Annotated in this window: 14 protein-coding genes and 1 riboswitch; of the genes, 3 read left to right on the top strand and 11 right to left on the bottom strand. The window is 61.8% G+C overall.

Features of this window, described 5'->3' with window-relative positions; genetic code table 11:
- Positions 1-391: 391 nt before the first annotated feature.
- Complete coding sequence (uvrB, locus tag G485_RS0105895) at positions 392-2,398, bottom strand: excinuclease ABC subunit UvrB (RefSeq protein WP_027091794.1); 2,007 nt, start codon at positions 2,396-2,398, stop codon at positions 392-394.
- Positions 2,399-2,677: 279 nt separating this feature from the next.
- On the opposite strand from uvrB, the gene G485_RS0105900 reads away from it, so the two are divergent.
- Together G485_RS0105900 and G485_RS0105905 are read left to right on the top strand one after the other, a co-directional pair.
- Complete coding sequence (locus G485_RS0105900) at positions 2,678-2,953, top strand: autorepressor SdpR family transcription factor (RefSeq protein WP_027091795.1); 276 nt, start codon at positions 2,678-2,680, stop codon at positions 2,951-2,953.
- Positions 2,950-3,645 (top strand): SdpI family protein, encoded by a 696-nt coding sequence (locus G485_RS0105905; RefSeq protein ID WP_027091796.1) that lies wholly within the window; start codon positions 2,950-2,952, stop codon positions 3,643-3,645. The genes G485_RS0105900 and G485_RS0105905 overlap by 4 nt, the downstream gene beginning before the upstream one ends.
- 21 nt (positions 3,646-3,666) lie before the next feature.
- Here the strand turns inward: G485_RS0105905 and G485_RS0105910 are convergent, their stop codons facing one another.
- The 7 genes from G485_RS0105910 to ftsE form a co-directional block, all read right to left on the bottom strand.
- The gene (locus tag G485_RS0105910) at positions 3,667-3,987 is read right to left on the bottom strand and encodes a DMT family transporter (RefSeq protein WP_027091797.1); all 321 of its coding nucleotides are present in this window, start codon (positions 3,985-3,987) and stop codon (positions 3,667-3,669) included.
- Positions 3,987-4,328, bottom strand: a complete 342-nt coding sequence (locus G485_RS0105915) for a DMT family transporter (RefSeq protein WP_027091798.1) — start codon at positions 4,326-4,328, stop codon at positions 3,987-3,989. The genes G485_RS0105910 and G485_RS0105915 overlap by 1 nt, the downstream gene beginning before the upstream one ends.
- Before the next feature lie 131 nt (positions 4,329-4,459).
- Positions 4,460-4,588, bottom strand: a riboswitch (guanidine-I (ykkC/yxkD leader).
- A gap of 38 nt (positions 4,589-4,626) precedes the next feature.
- On the bottom strand, positions 4,627-6,081 hold the full coding sequence (locus G485_RS25285; protein ID WP_051318055.1) for a PDZ domain-containing protein: 1,455 nt from the start codon (positions 6,079-6,081) through the stop codon (positions 4,627-4,629).
- 160 nt (positions 6,082-6,241) lie between these two features.
- The gene (locus G485_RS0105925) at positions 6,242-7,735 is read right to left on the bottom strand and encodes a S41 family peptidase (RefSeq protein ID WP_027091799.1); all 1,494 of its coding nucleotides are present in this window, start codon (positions 7,733-7,735) and stop codon (positions 6,242-6,244) included.
- Positions 7,736-7,901: 166 nt separating this feature from the next.
- On the bottom strand, positions 7,902-9,077 hold the full coding sequence (locus G485_RS0105930) for a murein hydrolase activator EnvC family protein (protein ID WP_027091800.1): 1,176 nt from the start codon (positions 9,075-9,077) through the stop codon (positions 7,902-7,904).
- Positions 9,078-9,096: 19 nt separating this feature from the next.
- Positions 9,097-10,014 (bottom strand): permease-like cell division protein FtsX, encoded by a 918-nt coding sequence (gene ftsX / locus G485_RS0105935; RefSeq protein ID WP_027091801.1) that lies wholly within the window; start codon positions 10,012-10,014, stop codon positions 9,097-9,099.
- Positions 10,004-10,690 carry a cell division ATP-binding protein FtsE gene (gene ftsE / locus G485_RS0105940; protein WP_027091802.1) on the bottom strand — a complete coding sequence of 229 codons (687 nt, stop codon included), beginning with the start codon at positions 10,688-10,690 and terminating at the stop codon, positions 10,004-10,006. The genes ftsX and ftsE overlap by 11 nt, the downstream gene beginning before the upstream one ends.
- A gap of 247 nt (positions 10,691-10,937) precedes the next feature.
- Between ftsE and G485_RS25290 the strand changes: the two genes are divergently transcribed.
- On the top strand, positions 10,938-12,458 hold the full coding sequence (locus G485_RS25290) for a VanW family protein (RefSeq protein ID WP_051318056.1): 1,521 nt from the start codon (positions 10,938-10,940) through the stop codon (positions 12,456-12,458).
- 154 nt (positions 12,459-12,612) lie between these two features.
- On the opposite strand, the gene argH is transcribed toward G485_RS25290, so the two are convergent.
- From argH to argF, 3 genes are all read right to left on the bottom strand, one after another.
- The gene (argH, locus tag G485_RS0105950) at positions 12,613-14,028 is read right to left on the bottom strand and encodes an argininosuccinate lyase (RefSeq protein ID WP_027091803.1); all 1,416 of its coding nucleotides are present in this window, start codon (positions 14,026-14,028) and stop codon (positions 12,613-12,615) included.
- A 379-nt stretch (positions 14,029-14,407) separates the two neighbouring features.
- Positions 14,408-15,649 carry an argininosuccinate synthase gene (locus G485_RS0105955; RefSeq protein WP_027091804.1) on the bottom strand — a complete coding sequence of 414 codons (1,242 nt, stop codon included), beginning with the start codon at positions 15,647-15,649 and terminating at the stop codon, positions 14,408-14,410.
- A 34-nt stretch (positions 15,650-15,683) separates the two neighbouring features.
- A complete protein-coding gene (gene argF, locus G485_RS0105960; RefSeq protein ID WP_035154968.1) occupies positions 15,684-16,643 on the bottom strand; it encodes an ornithine carbamoyltransferase in 960 nt (319 codons plus the stop codon).
- Between the last annotated feature and the right edge of the window lie 25 nt (positions 16,644-16,668).

A 16,668-nucleotide genomic window follows, 5' to 3' on the forward strand; every position in this document is an offset into this window, starting at 1 on the left:
GTCTTTAGGGCTTCATGGAGCATGACCGGGCAGGACGCCGAACGCTTACGGACACACAGGCTGTTATTTGGCCAAAAATCGCTTTTTTGATGTTCGAACGGACCCTGGTTCCGCTATGCGCCGGATTGTCCTCGATGAGGGCACGGTTTGAAGCGAATAACGGATCCTATGTCCGTTGCAATTCCTAATACGCTTCCAGACGAGAAATAACGGATCCTCGGTCCGTCCCCCGATTGGAATCGGAACGCCCACGCGAATAAAAAAGGAGACTCGGGATGGGATAAACCTCCCCTAAAGTCTCCTGGACAAGCATCTGAAGCTGTTATGCAAAGCTAGTGGGCATCATTGGGTTGCACAGGCCGCGAGACGCGGCGACTCATCGAGCCGGCGGCTACATGTTCGCCTTCAGCTCCAGCAGCGCGTCGCGCAGCTCGGCGGCGCGCTCGAACTGGAGATTTTTCGCCGCTTCCTTCATCTCGGCCTCCAACCGCTGGATGAGCGATTGGCGCTCCTTCTTCGACATCTTGTCGACGCTCTCCGCACCCGTCAAGTACGAGCTCTTCTGCTCCGCCACCTTCGTCGCTTCGATGACGTCGCGCACCTTCTTGCGGATCGTCTGCGGCGTAATGCCGTGCTTCTCGTTGTACGCGAGCTGGATCGCGCGGCGGCGCTCCGTCTCGCTGATCGCCTTCTCCATCGACTCCGTGATCTTGTCGCCGTACATGATGACGCGGCCTTCGGCGTTGCGCGCCGCGCGCCCGATCGTCTGGATGAGCGAGCGCTCCGCCCGTAGGAAGCCTTCCTTGTCGGCGTCGAGAATCGCCACGAGGGAAACCTCCGGCAAGTCCAGACCTTCCCGCAGCAGGTTGATGCCGACGAGCACGTCGAACGTGCCGAGCCGCAGATCGCGCAGGATCGCCATCCGCTCGAGCGTCTTCACGTCGGAATGCAAATAGTTGACCTTGATGCCTACTTCCTTCAGGTAGTCGGTCAGGTCCTCCGCCATCTTCTTCGTCAGCGTCGTCACGAGCACGCGCTCGTCCTTCGCGATCCGGGCGCGAATCTCGCCGAGCAGATCGTCGATCTGTCCTTTCGTCGGGCGCACCTCGATGACCGGATCGACCAGCCCCGTCGGACGGATGATCTGCTCCACCATCGTCGGGCAATGCTCCAGTTCGTACGGGCCCGGCGTCGCCGAGACGTAGATGAGCTGGTTCGCCTTCTGCTCGAATTCTTCGAACTTGAGCGGCCGGTTGTCCTTTGCGGACGGCAGCCGGAAGCCGTGGTCGACGAGCACCGTTTTGCGAGCCTGGTCCCCGTTGTACATCGCCCGGATTTGCGGCAGGGTTACGTGGGACTCGTCGATGACAATGAGGAAGTCCTTCGGGAAAAAGTCCAGCAGCGTATAAGGCGTCTCCCCCCGCCCGCGGAACGTCAGCGGCCCCGAGTAGTTCTCGATGCCGGAGCAGAAGCCCATCTCCGCCATCATCTCCAGGTCGTAGCGCGTCCGCTGCTCCAGCCGCTGCGCCTCCAGCAGCTTGCCTTCCGCGCGCAGCTCGGCCAGACGCTCCTCCAGTTCCCGCTCGATGTTGACGAGCGCCCGCTTCATCTTCTCCTCGGCGGTCACAAAGTGAGACGCCGGAAAAATCGCCACATGCTCGCGCTCCCCGACGATCTCGCCGGTCAGCGTGTCGATCTCGGTAATCCGCTCGATCTCGTCGCCGAACAGCTCGACCCGGATCGCCCGGTCCCCGTGCGAAGCCGGGAAAATCTCGATGACGTCGCCGCGCACCCGGAACGTCCCGCGCACGAAGTTCAGGTCGTTGCGCTGGTATTGAATGTCGACCAGCTTGTGCAAAATCGCGTTGCGCGGCTTCTCCATGCCGACGCGCAGGCTGAGCCGCAGATCGCGGTATTCCTCCGGCGAGCCCAAGCCGTAAATGCACGAGACGCTCGCCACAATGATGACGTCCCGCCGCTCGAACAGCGCGGACGTGGCGGAGTGGCGCAGCTTGTCGATCTCTTCGTTAATGCTGGAATCCTTCTCGATGTACGTGTCGGTCGAAGGAATGTACGCTTCGGGCTGGTAATAATCGTAGTAGCTGACGAAGTACTCGACCGCATTGTTCGGGAAAAACTCCTTGAACTCGCTGCAAAGCTGCGCGGCCAGCGTCTTGTTGTGCGCGATGACCAGCGTCGGCCGGTTCGCCTGGGCGATCGTGTGGGCGATCGTGAACGTCTTCCCCGTCCCCGTCGCGCCGAGCAGCGTCTGATGCTTTAATCCCGCCTTCAAGCCTTCGGTCAGCTTCCGGATCGCTTCCGGCTGGTCGCCTTGCGGCTCGTAATCCGAGACGACCTGGAACCTCGCTTGGCCGTATTCCACGGGCGTTTCCGCCATCGGTCAGCACCTCCATTTTTACGTACGTCAACATCTATATCCAATCGCAGGAAAAATCAGAATATACGTTCCCGTCTATTATATCGGTTTCCCGTACCCTCGTCAAAAAGCTGCCGATATCCAACCATTTATAGGCTGAATATTCAACCTCCTGTATAATAAAGAAAGTTCCCTACGGGACAATCGCCTGTTGCAATTTCGCCAATTGTCGGTTACACTTTATTTAGATGATTATCTAAATATCAAAATAAAAACAGCGAAGGCTCAGGAGGCGCTGCCATGAACGACACGTTCAAGGCGCTGTCGGATCCGACGCGCCGCCAGATCATCCAGCTCCTGAAGGAACGGGATATGTCCGCCGGGGAGATTGCCGAGCAATTTTCCATCTCCAAGCCGAGCATCTCCCACCATCTGACCATTCTGAAGAACGCCAAGCTCGTGCAGGACGAGCGGCAGGGGCAAAGCATCATTTACTCCCTCAATACGACTGTCATTCAGGAGGCGCTCGGCTGGTTTCTGGGCATGCTGGGGACGAAAGGAGAAGATGAGAAATGACAAACCGACAACAACAAGAGACGCCGAACGGCGCCAAACCGGTTCTCTGGTCCCGCAGAGACTGGATTTTGCCTCTCGTCAACGCCGCGCTCGTCGCCGCCGCTTACCTCCTTTTCAACGATAAGCTGCCGGCCCGGATCGCGTCCCACTATGACTTCCACGGCAACCCGAACCGCACCATGGCCAAGGAGACGTTCTGGCTTCTGTATGCCGCGTTGACGATCCTCATTCCCGTGGCGCTGACGATCTCCCGCGCGCTCGATCCGCGCAAGGCCAATTACGTCAAATTTCAGTCTTACTTCAACCTGATCCGTTGGACGATCAGCTTGTTCCTGCAAGTCATCTTCTATTCGATGGTGGTCGATCAGACGGACGGGTCCTTCTCGTTCGTGAACGTTGTGCTGGGCGCGCTGGGCGTCATGTGGATGCTGCTCGGCAATCGGATGGGCCAGGTGAAAAGCAACTTCTTCATCGGCATCCGGACGCCGTGGGCGCTGAGCAGCGAATCCAACTGGACCCGCACGCACCGGCTCGCCGCCAAGCTGTGGTTCGCCGCCGGCCTTGCGATGTTCCTGCTGGCCTGGTTCGTCCCCGCTTCCTGGGCCGTCGCGATCCTTCTCATTGGCGCGCTGGGAAGCTCGCTGACGCCGACGTTCTACTCCTACATCCTCTATAAACGCAGCCTCGGCTGAAGCAAGGGCTGACGGAAACCGTCAGCCTTCGCCGATGAATCTTAGACCCACCGCGGAGCCGACGACAAGCGCGAGGAAAAAAATCCGCCGCGGCTCCCGCGACTCCCCGTAGAAAATCATCCCGACGAGCGTCGCGCCGATCGTGCCGATGGCCGTCCAAATCGCGTACGCGGTTCCCATCGAAATCGACCTCATCGCCAAGGTAAGCAGCAGGAAGCTGGCGGCGAAACCGGCGAGAAGCAGCGTCAGGGACGCAGCGTTGCGGCGCTCATTCCAGAGGTTAAGCCCCATGACGCCGGCCACCTCGCATAATCCCGCAGCCACAAGCATGAACCATTCCATTACCGTTTCGCCTCCCTCTCCTCCGGTTGCCCGGTTGTCATTTTCAAGCCTGCAACTCCGCAGATCAGAATGATGACCAACGCCAGCTTGCCCGCATGCAGCGGAACGCCGAAAAAGAGCGACTCGCTCAGCACCGTGCCGGCCGCACCGATGCCCGTGAACACCGCATAAGCGGTTCCGACGGGAAGCGCCCGCGTTACGGCCAGCAGCCCGAAGAAGCTAAAGAGGATCGCCGTCGCCGTCAGCAGCCAAGTCCATCCGTTATGCGCATGCTTCAGCCCCGACACCCAGCCGACCTCGCTCAGTGCGGATGCCCACAGCAACAACCAATACCGATTCATCTAGCGCGACCTCCCCGTCTCATGGTGTCCCAAACATCCTCCCGTACGCACTTCCCGGACAACACAAAAACCCGCAAGCATCATCGCCGGCCCCCGGCAACGACATGCGTTGCCGAAGACCGTCTGCGCGATACTCCCGGGCTTTTGTCCCTCCGTGCTCGCCGCCCCCTTATCGGTCGGCGCCTTCCCTCTCGGACCCGTCCGGCGCGGCTCGCCCTTGCGCGAGACGACTGTGCCGCGGAACCCTAGGGAACGTTCGATGTGGTCTTATCCTAACAAAGTCGACAGGGGCCGTCAACTATTTCTTGGATTTCCTAGGCGGAAGCGCGCCGGATTCGCCGCCGTTTAGCAAGCTCGGCAACGCGCCGGAAGCCTCCGGTCCGCCGCTCCCGCTTCCGGCGCCTCCCGCCGCTTCCGGCCCGGCCTCCGCCTCCGTCGCCGCGGCCAGCTCCCCGGCGGCGCCGGCCGCCTCCGACGCGGCCGCGCGCAAGGCCGCCGCCTTGCGCTTTCTCGCTCCCGCGCGCTGCAGCCCGCGCCAGATCGACGCCGAGCGCGGCGCAGCCACCCAATCGGCTTCCTCATCGGGAGCGAGGATGAGCCCAAGCTGGTAATGCTCGCCTTCGTAACGCGCCCGCTGCACGAATTTGACATGCCCTTCGCGGTTGACCACTTCCAGCCGGCAGAACGCCGACTGCAGCTGCAGCGCTTCGTGAAGCTGCTCCTTGCTCCGTACGCGGGCGCCGTTCACCTTCGTGATCCGTTCTCCCGCCAGCAGCCCCATCTCCGCCGCCGGCGTGCGCGGCAGCACGGCGAGAATCGTCAGCCCCCGGCCATCCTGCGCGTAAAGCGGCTGACGGCCGGCTTCCCGCCACCGGCCCCACAGCAGCAAGCCTTCGTGCAGGACGAACGCGCACACCGCGGCCACAACTGCCAGCGGCGACCAGAACCAGGCTCCCGCGGCAAGTCCCGCCACGATCAGGCCGTACGCGATCAAGCCGCCTCCCGTCTCGCGGGCTTTGCGCTCGGGCCAGCGCGTCTCGGTGCGAGTCGTAAACCCGACGAGCACCGGAAAAGCGGCGAGCCCCCAGCCCGCAACCGTTCCGTCCCATGCCGACAACGGCGTCCATGGCAGCGCAATCGCGTGCGGGCCGGACGCCGGAACGAGCCAAAGCAGCGGAACCGGCCACAGTCCGGACAGCGAATAGGCGCCGACCGGCTTGCCCCGCTTCCCTTCGAGGAACAGCGGCACGGCAAACCGGGAGCCTTGCCAGAGAACGAGCAACCCTTCCGCCACATGCAGCAGGCCCGCAAGGAACAGCAGGCCCGGAACGTCGATGCCGACGAGCGCCTTGGCGATCTCCCCGTCGGACGCGCCCACGCCGCACCACGACAACACCGCTTGCACGACGCCGAGCGCTCCGGCTGCGTAAGCGAGGCAAATATACCGCAGGCGGAACAGAAGCAATGCCGCGGTCGCAATCCAGACGCAGAACAGCGTCGCCGAATCGAGACGGGCTCCGGCTCCGAGACCGAGCAGCGAAATGACGAGGCCGGCCGCGAAGCCGGCCAAAGTGCGATACGCGGTCACCGCGAGCGAAGAATGCAAGCGGACGTGGAACAGCTGCCGCTGCAGCGTGGACGCCTGCCGAGCATGCCACCAGGCACCCAGGATTGCAATATACAAATAAGGCAGCGCAAGCATGCCCAGCGCGGCACGCCCCGCTTCCCGCAACAGATCCAGCAGAGGATTCATAAAAGCCTTTCCCCCTTCGTACAAGCCTATAACCTATTCGACAGGGGGTCTTCGAAATCCTTCCGCAGCAAAATATGTCAGCGCGAATTCGGCCTTTCGGCGGATTAGGGCCCGGCTCGGCTCCGGCTTGCGGCATAGCGGCGGCACCAGATCTAATCGCTCACTGGGATGCGGCCAGCAGCAGCGCCTTCTCCCGGGCCGCTTGCCATTGCAGGTCGCGCTTCGGGTCCTGCAACGCCCGGTACAGCTCCTCCTCCAGCCGAGTCGCGGTCGCATCGTCGACCGTTCCCGTCACCGCCAGCTTCTCCCGCTGCTGGAACTGCTCGACCGCGGCCCGGGTCCCTTCGCTGTAGTAACCGTCCTTGCGGTCCGGCGGACAGCCGGCGGCTTCGAGCATGAGCTGCAAATTCCGCACGTCCCCGCTCGTCTCGTCGGGCTCGAGCGTTCGTCCGCGGGGCAGCGCCGCCGCCGCAAAATAATCGGGCTGGTCGACGGCAACGTCGGGTTCGATTCCCGACGGCTGAACGGACGTGCCGTCCGGCAGCAGCCATTTCCGAACCGTCAGCTTCAGGAGGCTTCCATCCCCCAGCTCGTTCTCGAAGCTCACTTGCACCGTACCTTTGCCGTACGTCGAAGACCCGACGAGAACCGCCTGCGCCGACTGCTTCAAGGCGCCCGCCAACACCTCGGACGAGCTGGCGCTTCCGCCGTTGACGAGCACGACGATCGGATACGGCTTGCCCCGGCCCGGATCGCCGCCGGCCGTCTTCGTCTGCCGCCTGCCCTCGCCGTCTTCCTCCACGACGATCGTCCTTCCGCTCGGGACGAACATCTCCGCCACCGATTCGGCGGCGCTCAGCACGCCCCCCGGATTGTCGCGCAAATCGAGAACGAGCGCCTTCATCCCCGCTTTCTCGAGCGCGTCAAGCTCCTGCTGCACCAACCGGGGCGTGTCGAAGGTGAACTGCGCGATCCGCAGCTTGCCGACGCCGTCCGCGCCGAGCTCGCCTTCGACCGTCTCGGCCACGATCAAGTCCCGGACGAGCTCCAGCTCGAGCGGCTCGGCGATCCCGGTCCGCTTCACCCGCAGCTTCGCTTTCGTTCCTTTGGAACCGCGGATTTTGGCGATCGCATCCCGGATTTCCACCCCTTCGAGGCTTTGCCCGTTCACCTCGAGCAGGATATCGCCTGCCTGCAAGCCGGCCTTCTCGGCCGGCGTCCCTTTCATCACCCGCTCGACGACGATCGCCCCGTCCGCCAGATCGAGCTTTGCGCCGATGCCCGTAAACGCTCCGTTCAGCGAATCGGCAAATTTCTCCGCTTCATCCTCGGAATAGTACGCCGAATAAGGGTCCCCCAGCGAACCGATCATCCCTGCGATGGCGCCGTCCAGCAGCTTGTCCGCATCGACCCGGTCGATATATTGGCGGCGAATCAGATTCAACGCTTTATTCAACTTCGCAAGCTCGGCCTCGCTGAAGCCGCTTGCGGACGCGTCTTCCGGCGAACGGCCCGCAGCTTCGGCTCCGGTCGCCGTCGGAGAGAAAAAGCCGTTCGTCTTTCCCGCGATGCTCAAAGCCCCGATCGTGGCCAGACACGTGGCGAGCGCCGTAGCCAACATGATCGCCAGCACCGTTCGACCGCGAAACAACAAGGGAATCCACCCTCTTTTCTCTCAACCGTCTTCGTTAAGGTATGATAGGCAAGCCCCCGACATGCCAAAAAAACAGCCGTTTCCCGTCCGCCGCTCCCCTTTCCTGTCTGACCAAGAGGACGCTGCGGACCGCGGAAGCGGCTGTCATCGCATGCGAAGCTGCGTTCTATTTCAAATACGGCGCGGGATTCACCGGCGTTCCGTCTTTTCGGACTTCGAAGTGCAAGTGGTACCCCGTGGCCGTTCCGGTCATGCCGACGAGCCCGATCTTCTCGCCGCGCTTGACGGTTTGGCCTTTCTTGACGAGGATGCCTCCCGGCTTCAAATGGCCGTACAGCGTCCATAAGCCGTTGCCATGGTTGATGATGATGCAGTTGCCGTAGCCGCTCCACGACTGGGCGACGATGACGACGCCGGACTCGGCCGCGTACACCGGCGTTCCCTGCGGAACCGCCATGTCCATGCCGGTGTGCAGCTTCTTCTGCCCGGTGACCGGATGGATTCGGTAGCCGAACGGGGAGGACAACCGATACTCCCGCTTCAGCGGCATGCCGAGCTTGCCGCCCCTGTAATAGTTCTTGATTTTGTTCTTTTGCTCGAGCAGCTTCGAGTACTTCTTGCCGAAATCCATCAGCGCCTTCTCGGCTTCCTCGCTGATGTCCTCCGTCTCCTCGATCTGCTTGTCCAGCTTGGCGACGAGCACTTCCTTCGACCGCTCGTTCATCTCGAGCGTCGCCTTCCGGTCGGCCATCTCGGCGTACAGGCCCTTGACGACCTTCAGTTCGCCTTCGACCTGCGCTTTCTTGTCCGCGACGAGCGCCTTGTATTGCTCGCTTTGGACGAGTACCTGCTTGTCTTGCTTCATAATGGACTGCAGCGCGTCGAAGCGGCTCACGAAGTCGCTGAAGCTCGTCGAACTGAGCAGCACGTCGAGATACGACACCGCTCCGTTCGTATACATAAGACGAATGCGTGATCGCAGCAGATGGTCGCGGTTTTGCCGCTCCTTCTCCGCCGCCTGGAGCTCCTGCGTCGTCTTGAGCAGCTTGTCCTCCGCCTCGTCGATCTTGGCTTGCGTGGCGTCCATCTCACGAGTGGCCTTTTCGATCTCCGCCATAAGCCTGTCGATGTCTTCTTTGGTCGCTTCCTTCTTGGCGGCCAACGCCTTGCTGTCCTGCTCCGCCTTCTTCTTGCTCTCCGAAGCTTCGTTCATCTGCTGCTGAATCTCTTTGAGCTGGCGCTCGATCTTCTGCAATTGGGTCTCGGCATGGCTGTCGTAAGGCCGCCACAGGAACGCGACGGCGACCAACATGGCCGCAACGGCCAGCAGCTTGCGTCTCACGGTAGTCCCCCTTCCGAGATTACACCTTCAAATATTTGCGAACCGACACGACGCTTCCCCAAATGCCCAGCAGCGTCCCCAGAATGAGCAGCGTCCCGGTAACGAACCAGCCGACTTCGCCGACGGTGGCAAACTTGATCATCATGAGCCCGAGGTCGAATTGAGCAGACTGGATCAATCGCGAATAGCCGTAGAGAAGCAAAGCGCTGGTTAAGCCGGAGCCGACGAGGCCGATGAGCACCCCTTCGACGAAGAAAGGCCACCGGATAAAGCTGTTCGTCGCGCCCACGAGCTTCATAATGCCGATCTCCCGGCGCCGGGCGATGATGGTCATCTTGATCGTCGTGGAGATGAGGAACATCGCCATGACGGCGAGGCCTGCGACGATGATCAGCCCGATATTGCGCACGGCGTTTGTGATGCGGAACAGCTTCTCCACCGTGCCCTTACCGTACTTCACGCCGAGAATCGGCTTGTCCGCGTCGGTCGTGTTGATCGCCTCGATCTGCTTGGCGACGTAGGCGACCTTCTGCGGCTCGAACACTTCGACGTCGAAGCCGTCCGGGAGCGGATTATTCTCGTTCTCGTAGCCGTCGAGCGCTTTTTTGGCGCTGTCGTCCATGCTCTCCATCAGCCGCCGCATGCCTTCCTCTTTGGAGACGAACGTGACCTTCTTCACTTCCGGAATGCGGCCGATGATGCGGTTGATCTCGTCGATCTTGTCCTGCTTGGTGTCAAGCTGCAAGTAGACGCTTATTTGAACCTGGCTTTCGACTTGGTCGGCCAGCTTGTTCACGTTCAAGGCAAGCAACATAAAGACGCCGAGGATAAAAAGGGAGACGACGATCGAGCCCATCGATGCGAACGACATCCATCCGTTGCGGAAGACGTTCTTCACGCCTTCGCGGATATGCCGGACGAGGGTGCTAAATCTCATAGCCGTATTCCCCTCTCATCTCGTCCCGAACGATGGTCCCCCGCTCGATGGCGATGACACGCTTGCGCAGCGTGTTCACGATCTCTTTGTTGTGCGTGGCCATGACGATGGTCGTGCCCCGGAAGTTGATCTCCTCCAAAAGTTTCATGATCCCCCACGACGTCTCCGGATCGAGGTTCCCGGTCGGTTCGTCGGCGACGATGACGGCCGGATTGTTCACGATCGCCCGGGCGATGGCGACGCGCTGCTGCTCGCCGCCCGACAATTGCGCCGGCAGGCTGCCCGCCTTATGCTTCAGGCCGACCAGTTCCAGCGCTTCCATCGTGCGCCGCTTGATCGTCCGCTTCGGGGCTTCGATAACCTCCATCGCGAACGCGACGTTCTCGTAGGCGGATAATTTGGGGAGAAGACGGTAATCTTGGAATACGACGCCGATGTTGCGGCGAACGTAGGGAATTTTGCGCTGCTTCAGCTTGCCTATATTGAATCCGTTGACGGATAATTGCCCTTTGGTCGGCACTTCCTCCCGGTAGATCAGCTTCATGAACGTCGACTTGCCGGCGCCGGACGGGCCGACGATGTAGACGAATTCGTTGCGATCGATGACGACGCTGACGCCTTGAAGCGCGGTCGTACCGTCCGGGTAGGTCTTCCATATGTCGTGCATTTCAATCACATAATCACTTCCCGTTAGAATTCGGACTTTAGATACTTCGACATCATGCCTGAAAATCCTCTCTTTGTCGATGTTTCCCGGCGGGTTAAATCGGGTTTTGTCGCCGGAAACGCTTGTCCGCGTTGGCTTGGAGGAAAAAACTGAAAAATTTCTAATCCGGCGCTTTAACATTGCTACGTGAAATTTCGTCTATGAAGTTGGAAGCCGATTAATGTTCCGGATTCATTTGGGGATGGGGAGATGCCCGATGAAAAAAGGCTGGATATGGACGGCCGCCATCGCGGCCGCGATCGGACTCGGAATCGGAACGGCGGGCGGGTACGCGCTGAGCGGCGGCGACGACCGGCTGCCCGACCGGATGTCGGTCGGCGGGCTCGAGGTCGGAGGCCGGACGGCGCAGGAGGCGCTGACGGCCGTGCGGGAGCGCATCCGGGCGCTGGAGGAGACCGAAGTGGCGCCGGGAGGACGGATTTTGGCGGGCGGCGGCGACGGCCGGGCGGATTCGGAGCCGGCGCCGAAGCTGACCTTGAAGCGGCTGGGAATGTCGGTCGGCGCGGAAGAGGCCTTGCGCGACCTGGAAGCGTTCCGGGACGCGAAATGGTGGCAACGGGGGAAAATGAAGAAAACGCTGCGGCAGACGTACGCGATCAACGTGAAGTGGGACGAAGCGGCGTTCAAGCGCGAGGCGGAGAGCGCCTGGGGCCGGCTGGTAGCCGCGCCTGCGCGCGACGCGTCCCGTTCCATCAACGAACGCGACGAGGTCGTCTATACGCCGGAGGCGCCCGGCACCGCCCTGGACACGAAGACGCTGATGGCGGAGGTTGTGAGGCGCGCGCCGACTTCGCTGGCGCCGGGCGGGTTGTCGGCGGCGTCCGCCGGGAGCTTCCAGGCGCTGAGCGTCGGGCTGCCGACCGTCAAGACGGCCCCGAAGGCGACGGTCGCAAGTCTGAAGGAGGAAGGCATCTCGCGCAAAATCGCCGAGTTCGCCACCTCGTTCGCGACGAGCTCCGAGGGACGCTCGCACAACGTGACCGTCACCGCCAAGGCGCTCGACGGCACGCTGCTCCAGCCGGGCGAAGTGTTCGACTTCGGGGCGATCGTCGCCAAAGCCGAGAAGGAATACGGCTACCGCGAAGCGCCGGTCATCGTGAACGGCAAGCTGACGCCCGGCGTCGGCGGAGGCATCTGCCAGGTGTCGAGCACGCTGTACAACGCCGTGATCCGCACGGAAGGCATCGACATCGTGGAGCGGCGCAACCATTCGCTGCCCGTCCACTATTTGCCCGCGGGGCTGGACGCAACCTTCGCGGAAGGGTACATCAATTTCCGCTTCCGCAACTCGACCGGCAAGCAACTGCTGATCAAGACGGACGTGCGGGATCGGCAGCTGACCGTCAAGCTGTTCGGCACGATGGACGAGAGCGTGTCGTACGGGATCGAGACGGTGGAGCGGCAAATCGTCGCGCCCAAAGTCGTTTACGTCGCCGACGGAACGCTCGCCCCCGGGGAATCGAAGGTGCTGCAGAAGGGCGACTCCGGCTACGTCATCGAGTCTTACCGCGTCAAGTACGTCGACGGCAAGTTCGTGGAGCGCGCGAGGCTGTCCCGCGACACGTACCGGTCGCAGAACGAGCTGGTCGCCGTCAACGCCGCGGACCCGCGCCTGGCGCCGCCCGAAGCCGACGGCAACAACGGCGGCAACGAGGCGCCCGCCCCGACACAGCCGCAGCCCGACGCCGGCAACGGGGGGCCGGTGGAGCCGGTGTGAGAGCGAGGCGGGGGAGTGCGGGAACCGGTTCGGGAGCGTGGCAGGGAAATGCGAATCCTATGCCTCGCGGCGCGGCATTGAGAAAATACACCTATTACCCCCCAATTTTTAAAAAGCCTGTCCGGGTTCGTCACCCGACAGGCTTTTTGACCGCTTATTTGCTCTTCTCCGCATATTCGGCCGCCCATGCATGCGTGCGGGCCAGCTCCGCTTCCGCGCGCTCGATCGCCGCCGCCACCTGCGGCGCGGCGGTGCCTCCGTAGACGTTGCGGGCGTTGACGACGTTTTGCGGCTGCAAGACGTCGTAAATCCGCTCGTCGAACAGCGCCGAGAACTGTTTGAACTCGTCCAGCGTCAGATCCAGCAGAAACTTGCCGTTCTCGATGCAATACAGCACCGTTTTGCCGATCACTTCGTGCGCCTGGCGGAAAGGAAGTCCCTTGCCCACCAGGAAGTCGGCGATATCCGTCGCGTTCGAGAAGTCCTGATCGACGGCGCGGCGCATTTTGTCCTTACGCACCTTCATCGTCTCGATCATCGGCGCGAACAGTTGCAGCGCTCCCTGCAGGGTGCGGACCGTGTCGAACATGCCCTCTTTGTCTTCCTGCATGTCCTTGTTATAAGCCAGTGGCAAGGACTTGAGCACGGTCAGCAAGCCGATCAAATGGCCGTATACACGTCCGGTCTTGCCGCGAACAAGCTCGGGGACGTCCGGATTTTTTTTCTGCGGCATAATGCTCGAGCCCGTGCAGAACGCGTCGTCCAGCTCAATGAACTGGAATTCGGTGCTGGACCAGAGGATCAGTTCCTCGCTCAGGCGGGACAGATGCGCCATGATGAGCGAAGCGCCCGCCAGAAATTCGACGATGAAGTCGCGGTCGCTGACGGCGTCCAAACTGTTCTCATATACGCGGCCGAAGTTCAGCAGCTTCGCCGTATAATGGCGATCGATCGCGAACGTCGTGCCCGCAAGCGCCCCCGCGCCTAGCGGCAGCGCGTCGATGCGCTTGTAGCTGTCCTGCAGGCGCTCGATGTCTCGGCCGAACATGGACACGTACGCCATCAGATGATGGGCGAACAGGATCGGCTGCGCCCGCTGCAAGTGCGTATAGCCCGGCACGATCGTATCGAGATTCGCCTTGGCTTGTCCGATCAGCGCGGCCTGCAGCTTCGCCAGCAGCTCGACGAATTCCACCACGCGCTTGCGCAGGTACAGGTGCATGTCCGTGGCCACCTGGTCGTTGCGGCTCCGCCCCGTATGCAGCTTGCCGCCGACCGGCCCGATTTCCTCGATGAGCGCCTTCTCGATGTTCATGTGGATGTCTTCGTCGCTGATCGCGAATTCCAGCTCTCCCCGCTGAATCCGGTTGCGGACCTTCAGCAGCCCTTCCTTGATCGTCTCCACGTCCGCCGCCGGAAGAACGCCGCAATGCCCCAGCATCGTCACGTGCGCGAGACTGCCTTGAATATCCTCCTCGGCCAGCTCCTTGTCGAACGTGATCGACGCGGTATATTCCTCCACCAGTTGGTCGGTCTTCTTCGTAAACCGGCCGCCCCAAAGCTTGCTCATGTGCTGCCAGACTCCCTTCGTTTCTTCAACTTCCCCTGCCTCTAATGACTCGATAGCCGGGCTCGGCGGTTTTTGGGTTCTTACCATGCGTCCAATGGCCTCGATTTCGTCGAACAACGCGCCATGTGCAAACCAATTCCACCTGGCGATAAACCTGTAACCCAACATTATCGGCTTACAGTAGCCATTCCGGCCCCGCGCGCCTCTGTAATCCGACATCTGCGGCTTACAGCCGCCAAAACATGGCTCCCCGCATGCCCGCAAAGCGGCCCATAACGGCAAAGCGGGAGCGCCGCCGGCGCCCCGAGCGCCCGCGATGCTCCCCGCATGCCGAAGGCGGCCGCCGCCGAAAAGCGCCAGCCGCCCCGGCCCCCAAAGATCAGTTCAATCCCGAAGCGCCGTTCACGCCGGACGACACTTTGAGGCGCAGCGCGTTCAGCCGGATAAAGCCGGTCGCGTCGCCTTGGTCGTACGCCTGCGTCGGGTCCGCTTCCATCGTGGCGATGTGCGGGTTGTACAGGCTGACCGGGCTCTTCAAGCCGGCGGCCATGACGTTGCCCTTGTACAGCTTCAGCCGCACGGTGCCCGTCACGTTCTTCTGGCTCTCGTTCACCAGCGCCTGAATGGCCAGGCGCTCCGGCGCGAACCAGAAGCCGTTATAGACGAGCGAGCTGTATTTGGAAATGAGCGAGTCCCGCAAATGCATGACGTCGCGATCCATCGTCAACGACTCCATCTTGCGGTGGGCGACGAACAGAATCGTGCCCCCCGGCGTCTCGTACACGCCGCGGCTCTTCATGCCGACGAAGCGGTTCTCCACCATGTCGACGCGCCCGATGCCATGCTTGCCGCCCAGCTCGTTCAGCTTCTCCATGACGCCCAGCGGCGACAGCTTCTCGCCGTTCACGGCGACGCAGTTGCCCGCTTCGAAGTCCAGCTCCACATATTCGGCCTTATCCGGCGCCTGCTCCGGCGAGACGCTCAGCACGTACATGTCCTGCACGTCTTCCGCGCTCGAATCGAACCACGGGTCCTCGAGCATGCCGCTCTCGAAGCTGATGTGCAGCAGGTTGCGGTCCATCGAATACGGCTTCGCGGCCGAAGCCTGCACGGGGATGCCGTGCTTCTCGGCATAAGCGATCATCTCGGCGCGGCCCGGGAACGCGGCGCGGAACGCCTCGTCGCGCCACGGCGCGATCACCTTGATGTCCGGCGCCAGCGCGGCGGCGGTCAGCTCGAAGCGGACCTGGTCGTTGCCTTTGCCCGTCGCGCCGTGCGCGATGGCGGTGGCGCCTTCCGCGCGGGCGATCTCGACCATGCGCTTCGCGATCAGCGGACGCGCGATCGAGGTGCCGAGCAGATACTGGCCTTCGTACAGGGCGCCGGCCTGGAACATCGGATAGATGAAGTCTCTCGCGAACTCTTCGCGCAGATCGTCGATGTACACCTTGGAAGCGCCGGTCTTGATCGCTTTCTCCTTGAGACCGTCCAGCTCCTCCTTCTGGCCGATGTCGGCGGTGAAGGTGATGATCTCCGCGTCGTAGGTTTCCTTGAGCCACGTCAGGATGACGGACGTGTCGAGGCCGCCGGAATAGGCGAGCACGATTTTTTCTTTTGCCATGGGAAAATAACGCTCCTTCAATGGTCGAAAATAGTTACATAATCGCGGCCATAATCGCTTTTTGCGCGTGAAGCCGATTCTCGGCCTCGTCGAAAATGATCGAGTTCGGCCCGTCGATGACGCCCTCGCTCACTTCCTCCCCGCGGTGGGCGGGCAGGCAGTGCATGAACAGGTAATCCGGCTTGGCATATTGGACGAGCTGTTCGTTCACCTGGTAGTTTTTGAAGGCGCGCTCGCGCTCCTTCTGTTCTTCCTCGAAGCCCATGCTCGCCCACACGTCGGTGTAAACGACGTCCGCGCCCTCGATCGCCTCGCGCGGGTCGCGCAGAATGTCTATTTTCGCGCCGGTTTCGGATGCAAACTCGCGGGACAGGCGCACCTGCTCGGCATCCGGCTCGTAGCCTTCCGGCGACGCGCTGGCGAAATGCATGCCCAGCTTGCTCGCCCCCATCATGAGCGAATGCAGCATGTTGTTGCCGTCGCCGATATAGGCGATCTTCAGCCCTTCCAGCTTGCCCTTCTTCTCCAGCACCGTCTGGTAATCGGCCAACGCCTGGCACGGATGGGACTGGTCGGACAGCGCGTTGATGACCGGAATGGTCGCCGAGCGCGCCAGCTCCACCACGTTGCGGTGGCCGAACGTGCGGATAATCATGCCGTCGAGATAGCGGGACATGACCATCGCCGTATCGCGAATCGTCTCGCCGCGGCCCATCTGGATGTCGTTGCGGCTCAGGAACAGCGCGTGGCCGCCCAGCTGGTACATGCCGACTTCAAAAGATACCCGCGTGCGGGTGGACGATTTCTCGAAAATCATGCCGAGCGTTTTGCCCTTCAGGGGCTGATAGATCTCGCCGTTTTTCTGTTTGCGTTTCAGGTCGATCGCCAGATCGATCAAATAACGGATTTCCTCCGGCTTGTAATCAACGAGGCCCAGAAAGTCGCGGCCTTTGAGACCGGCGGCAAGCTCCTCCACGTTCGTGGTCGAAAACAAGGCGATCCCTCCTTCAATATGGGTT

Origin of the sequence: Cohnella thermotolerans DSM 17683 (genome assembly GCF_000429825.1) — a bacterium.
In the GTDB taxonomy this organism is placed as follows: Bacteria; Bacillota; Bacilli; order Paenibacillales; family Paenibacillaceae; genus Cohnella; species Cohnella thermotolerans.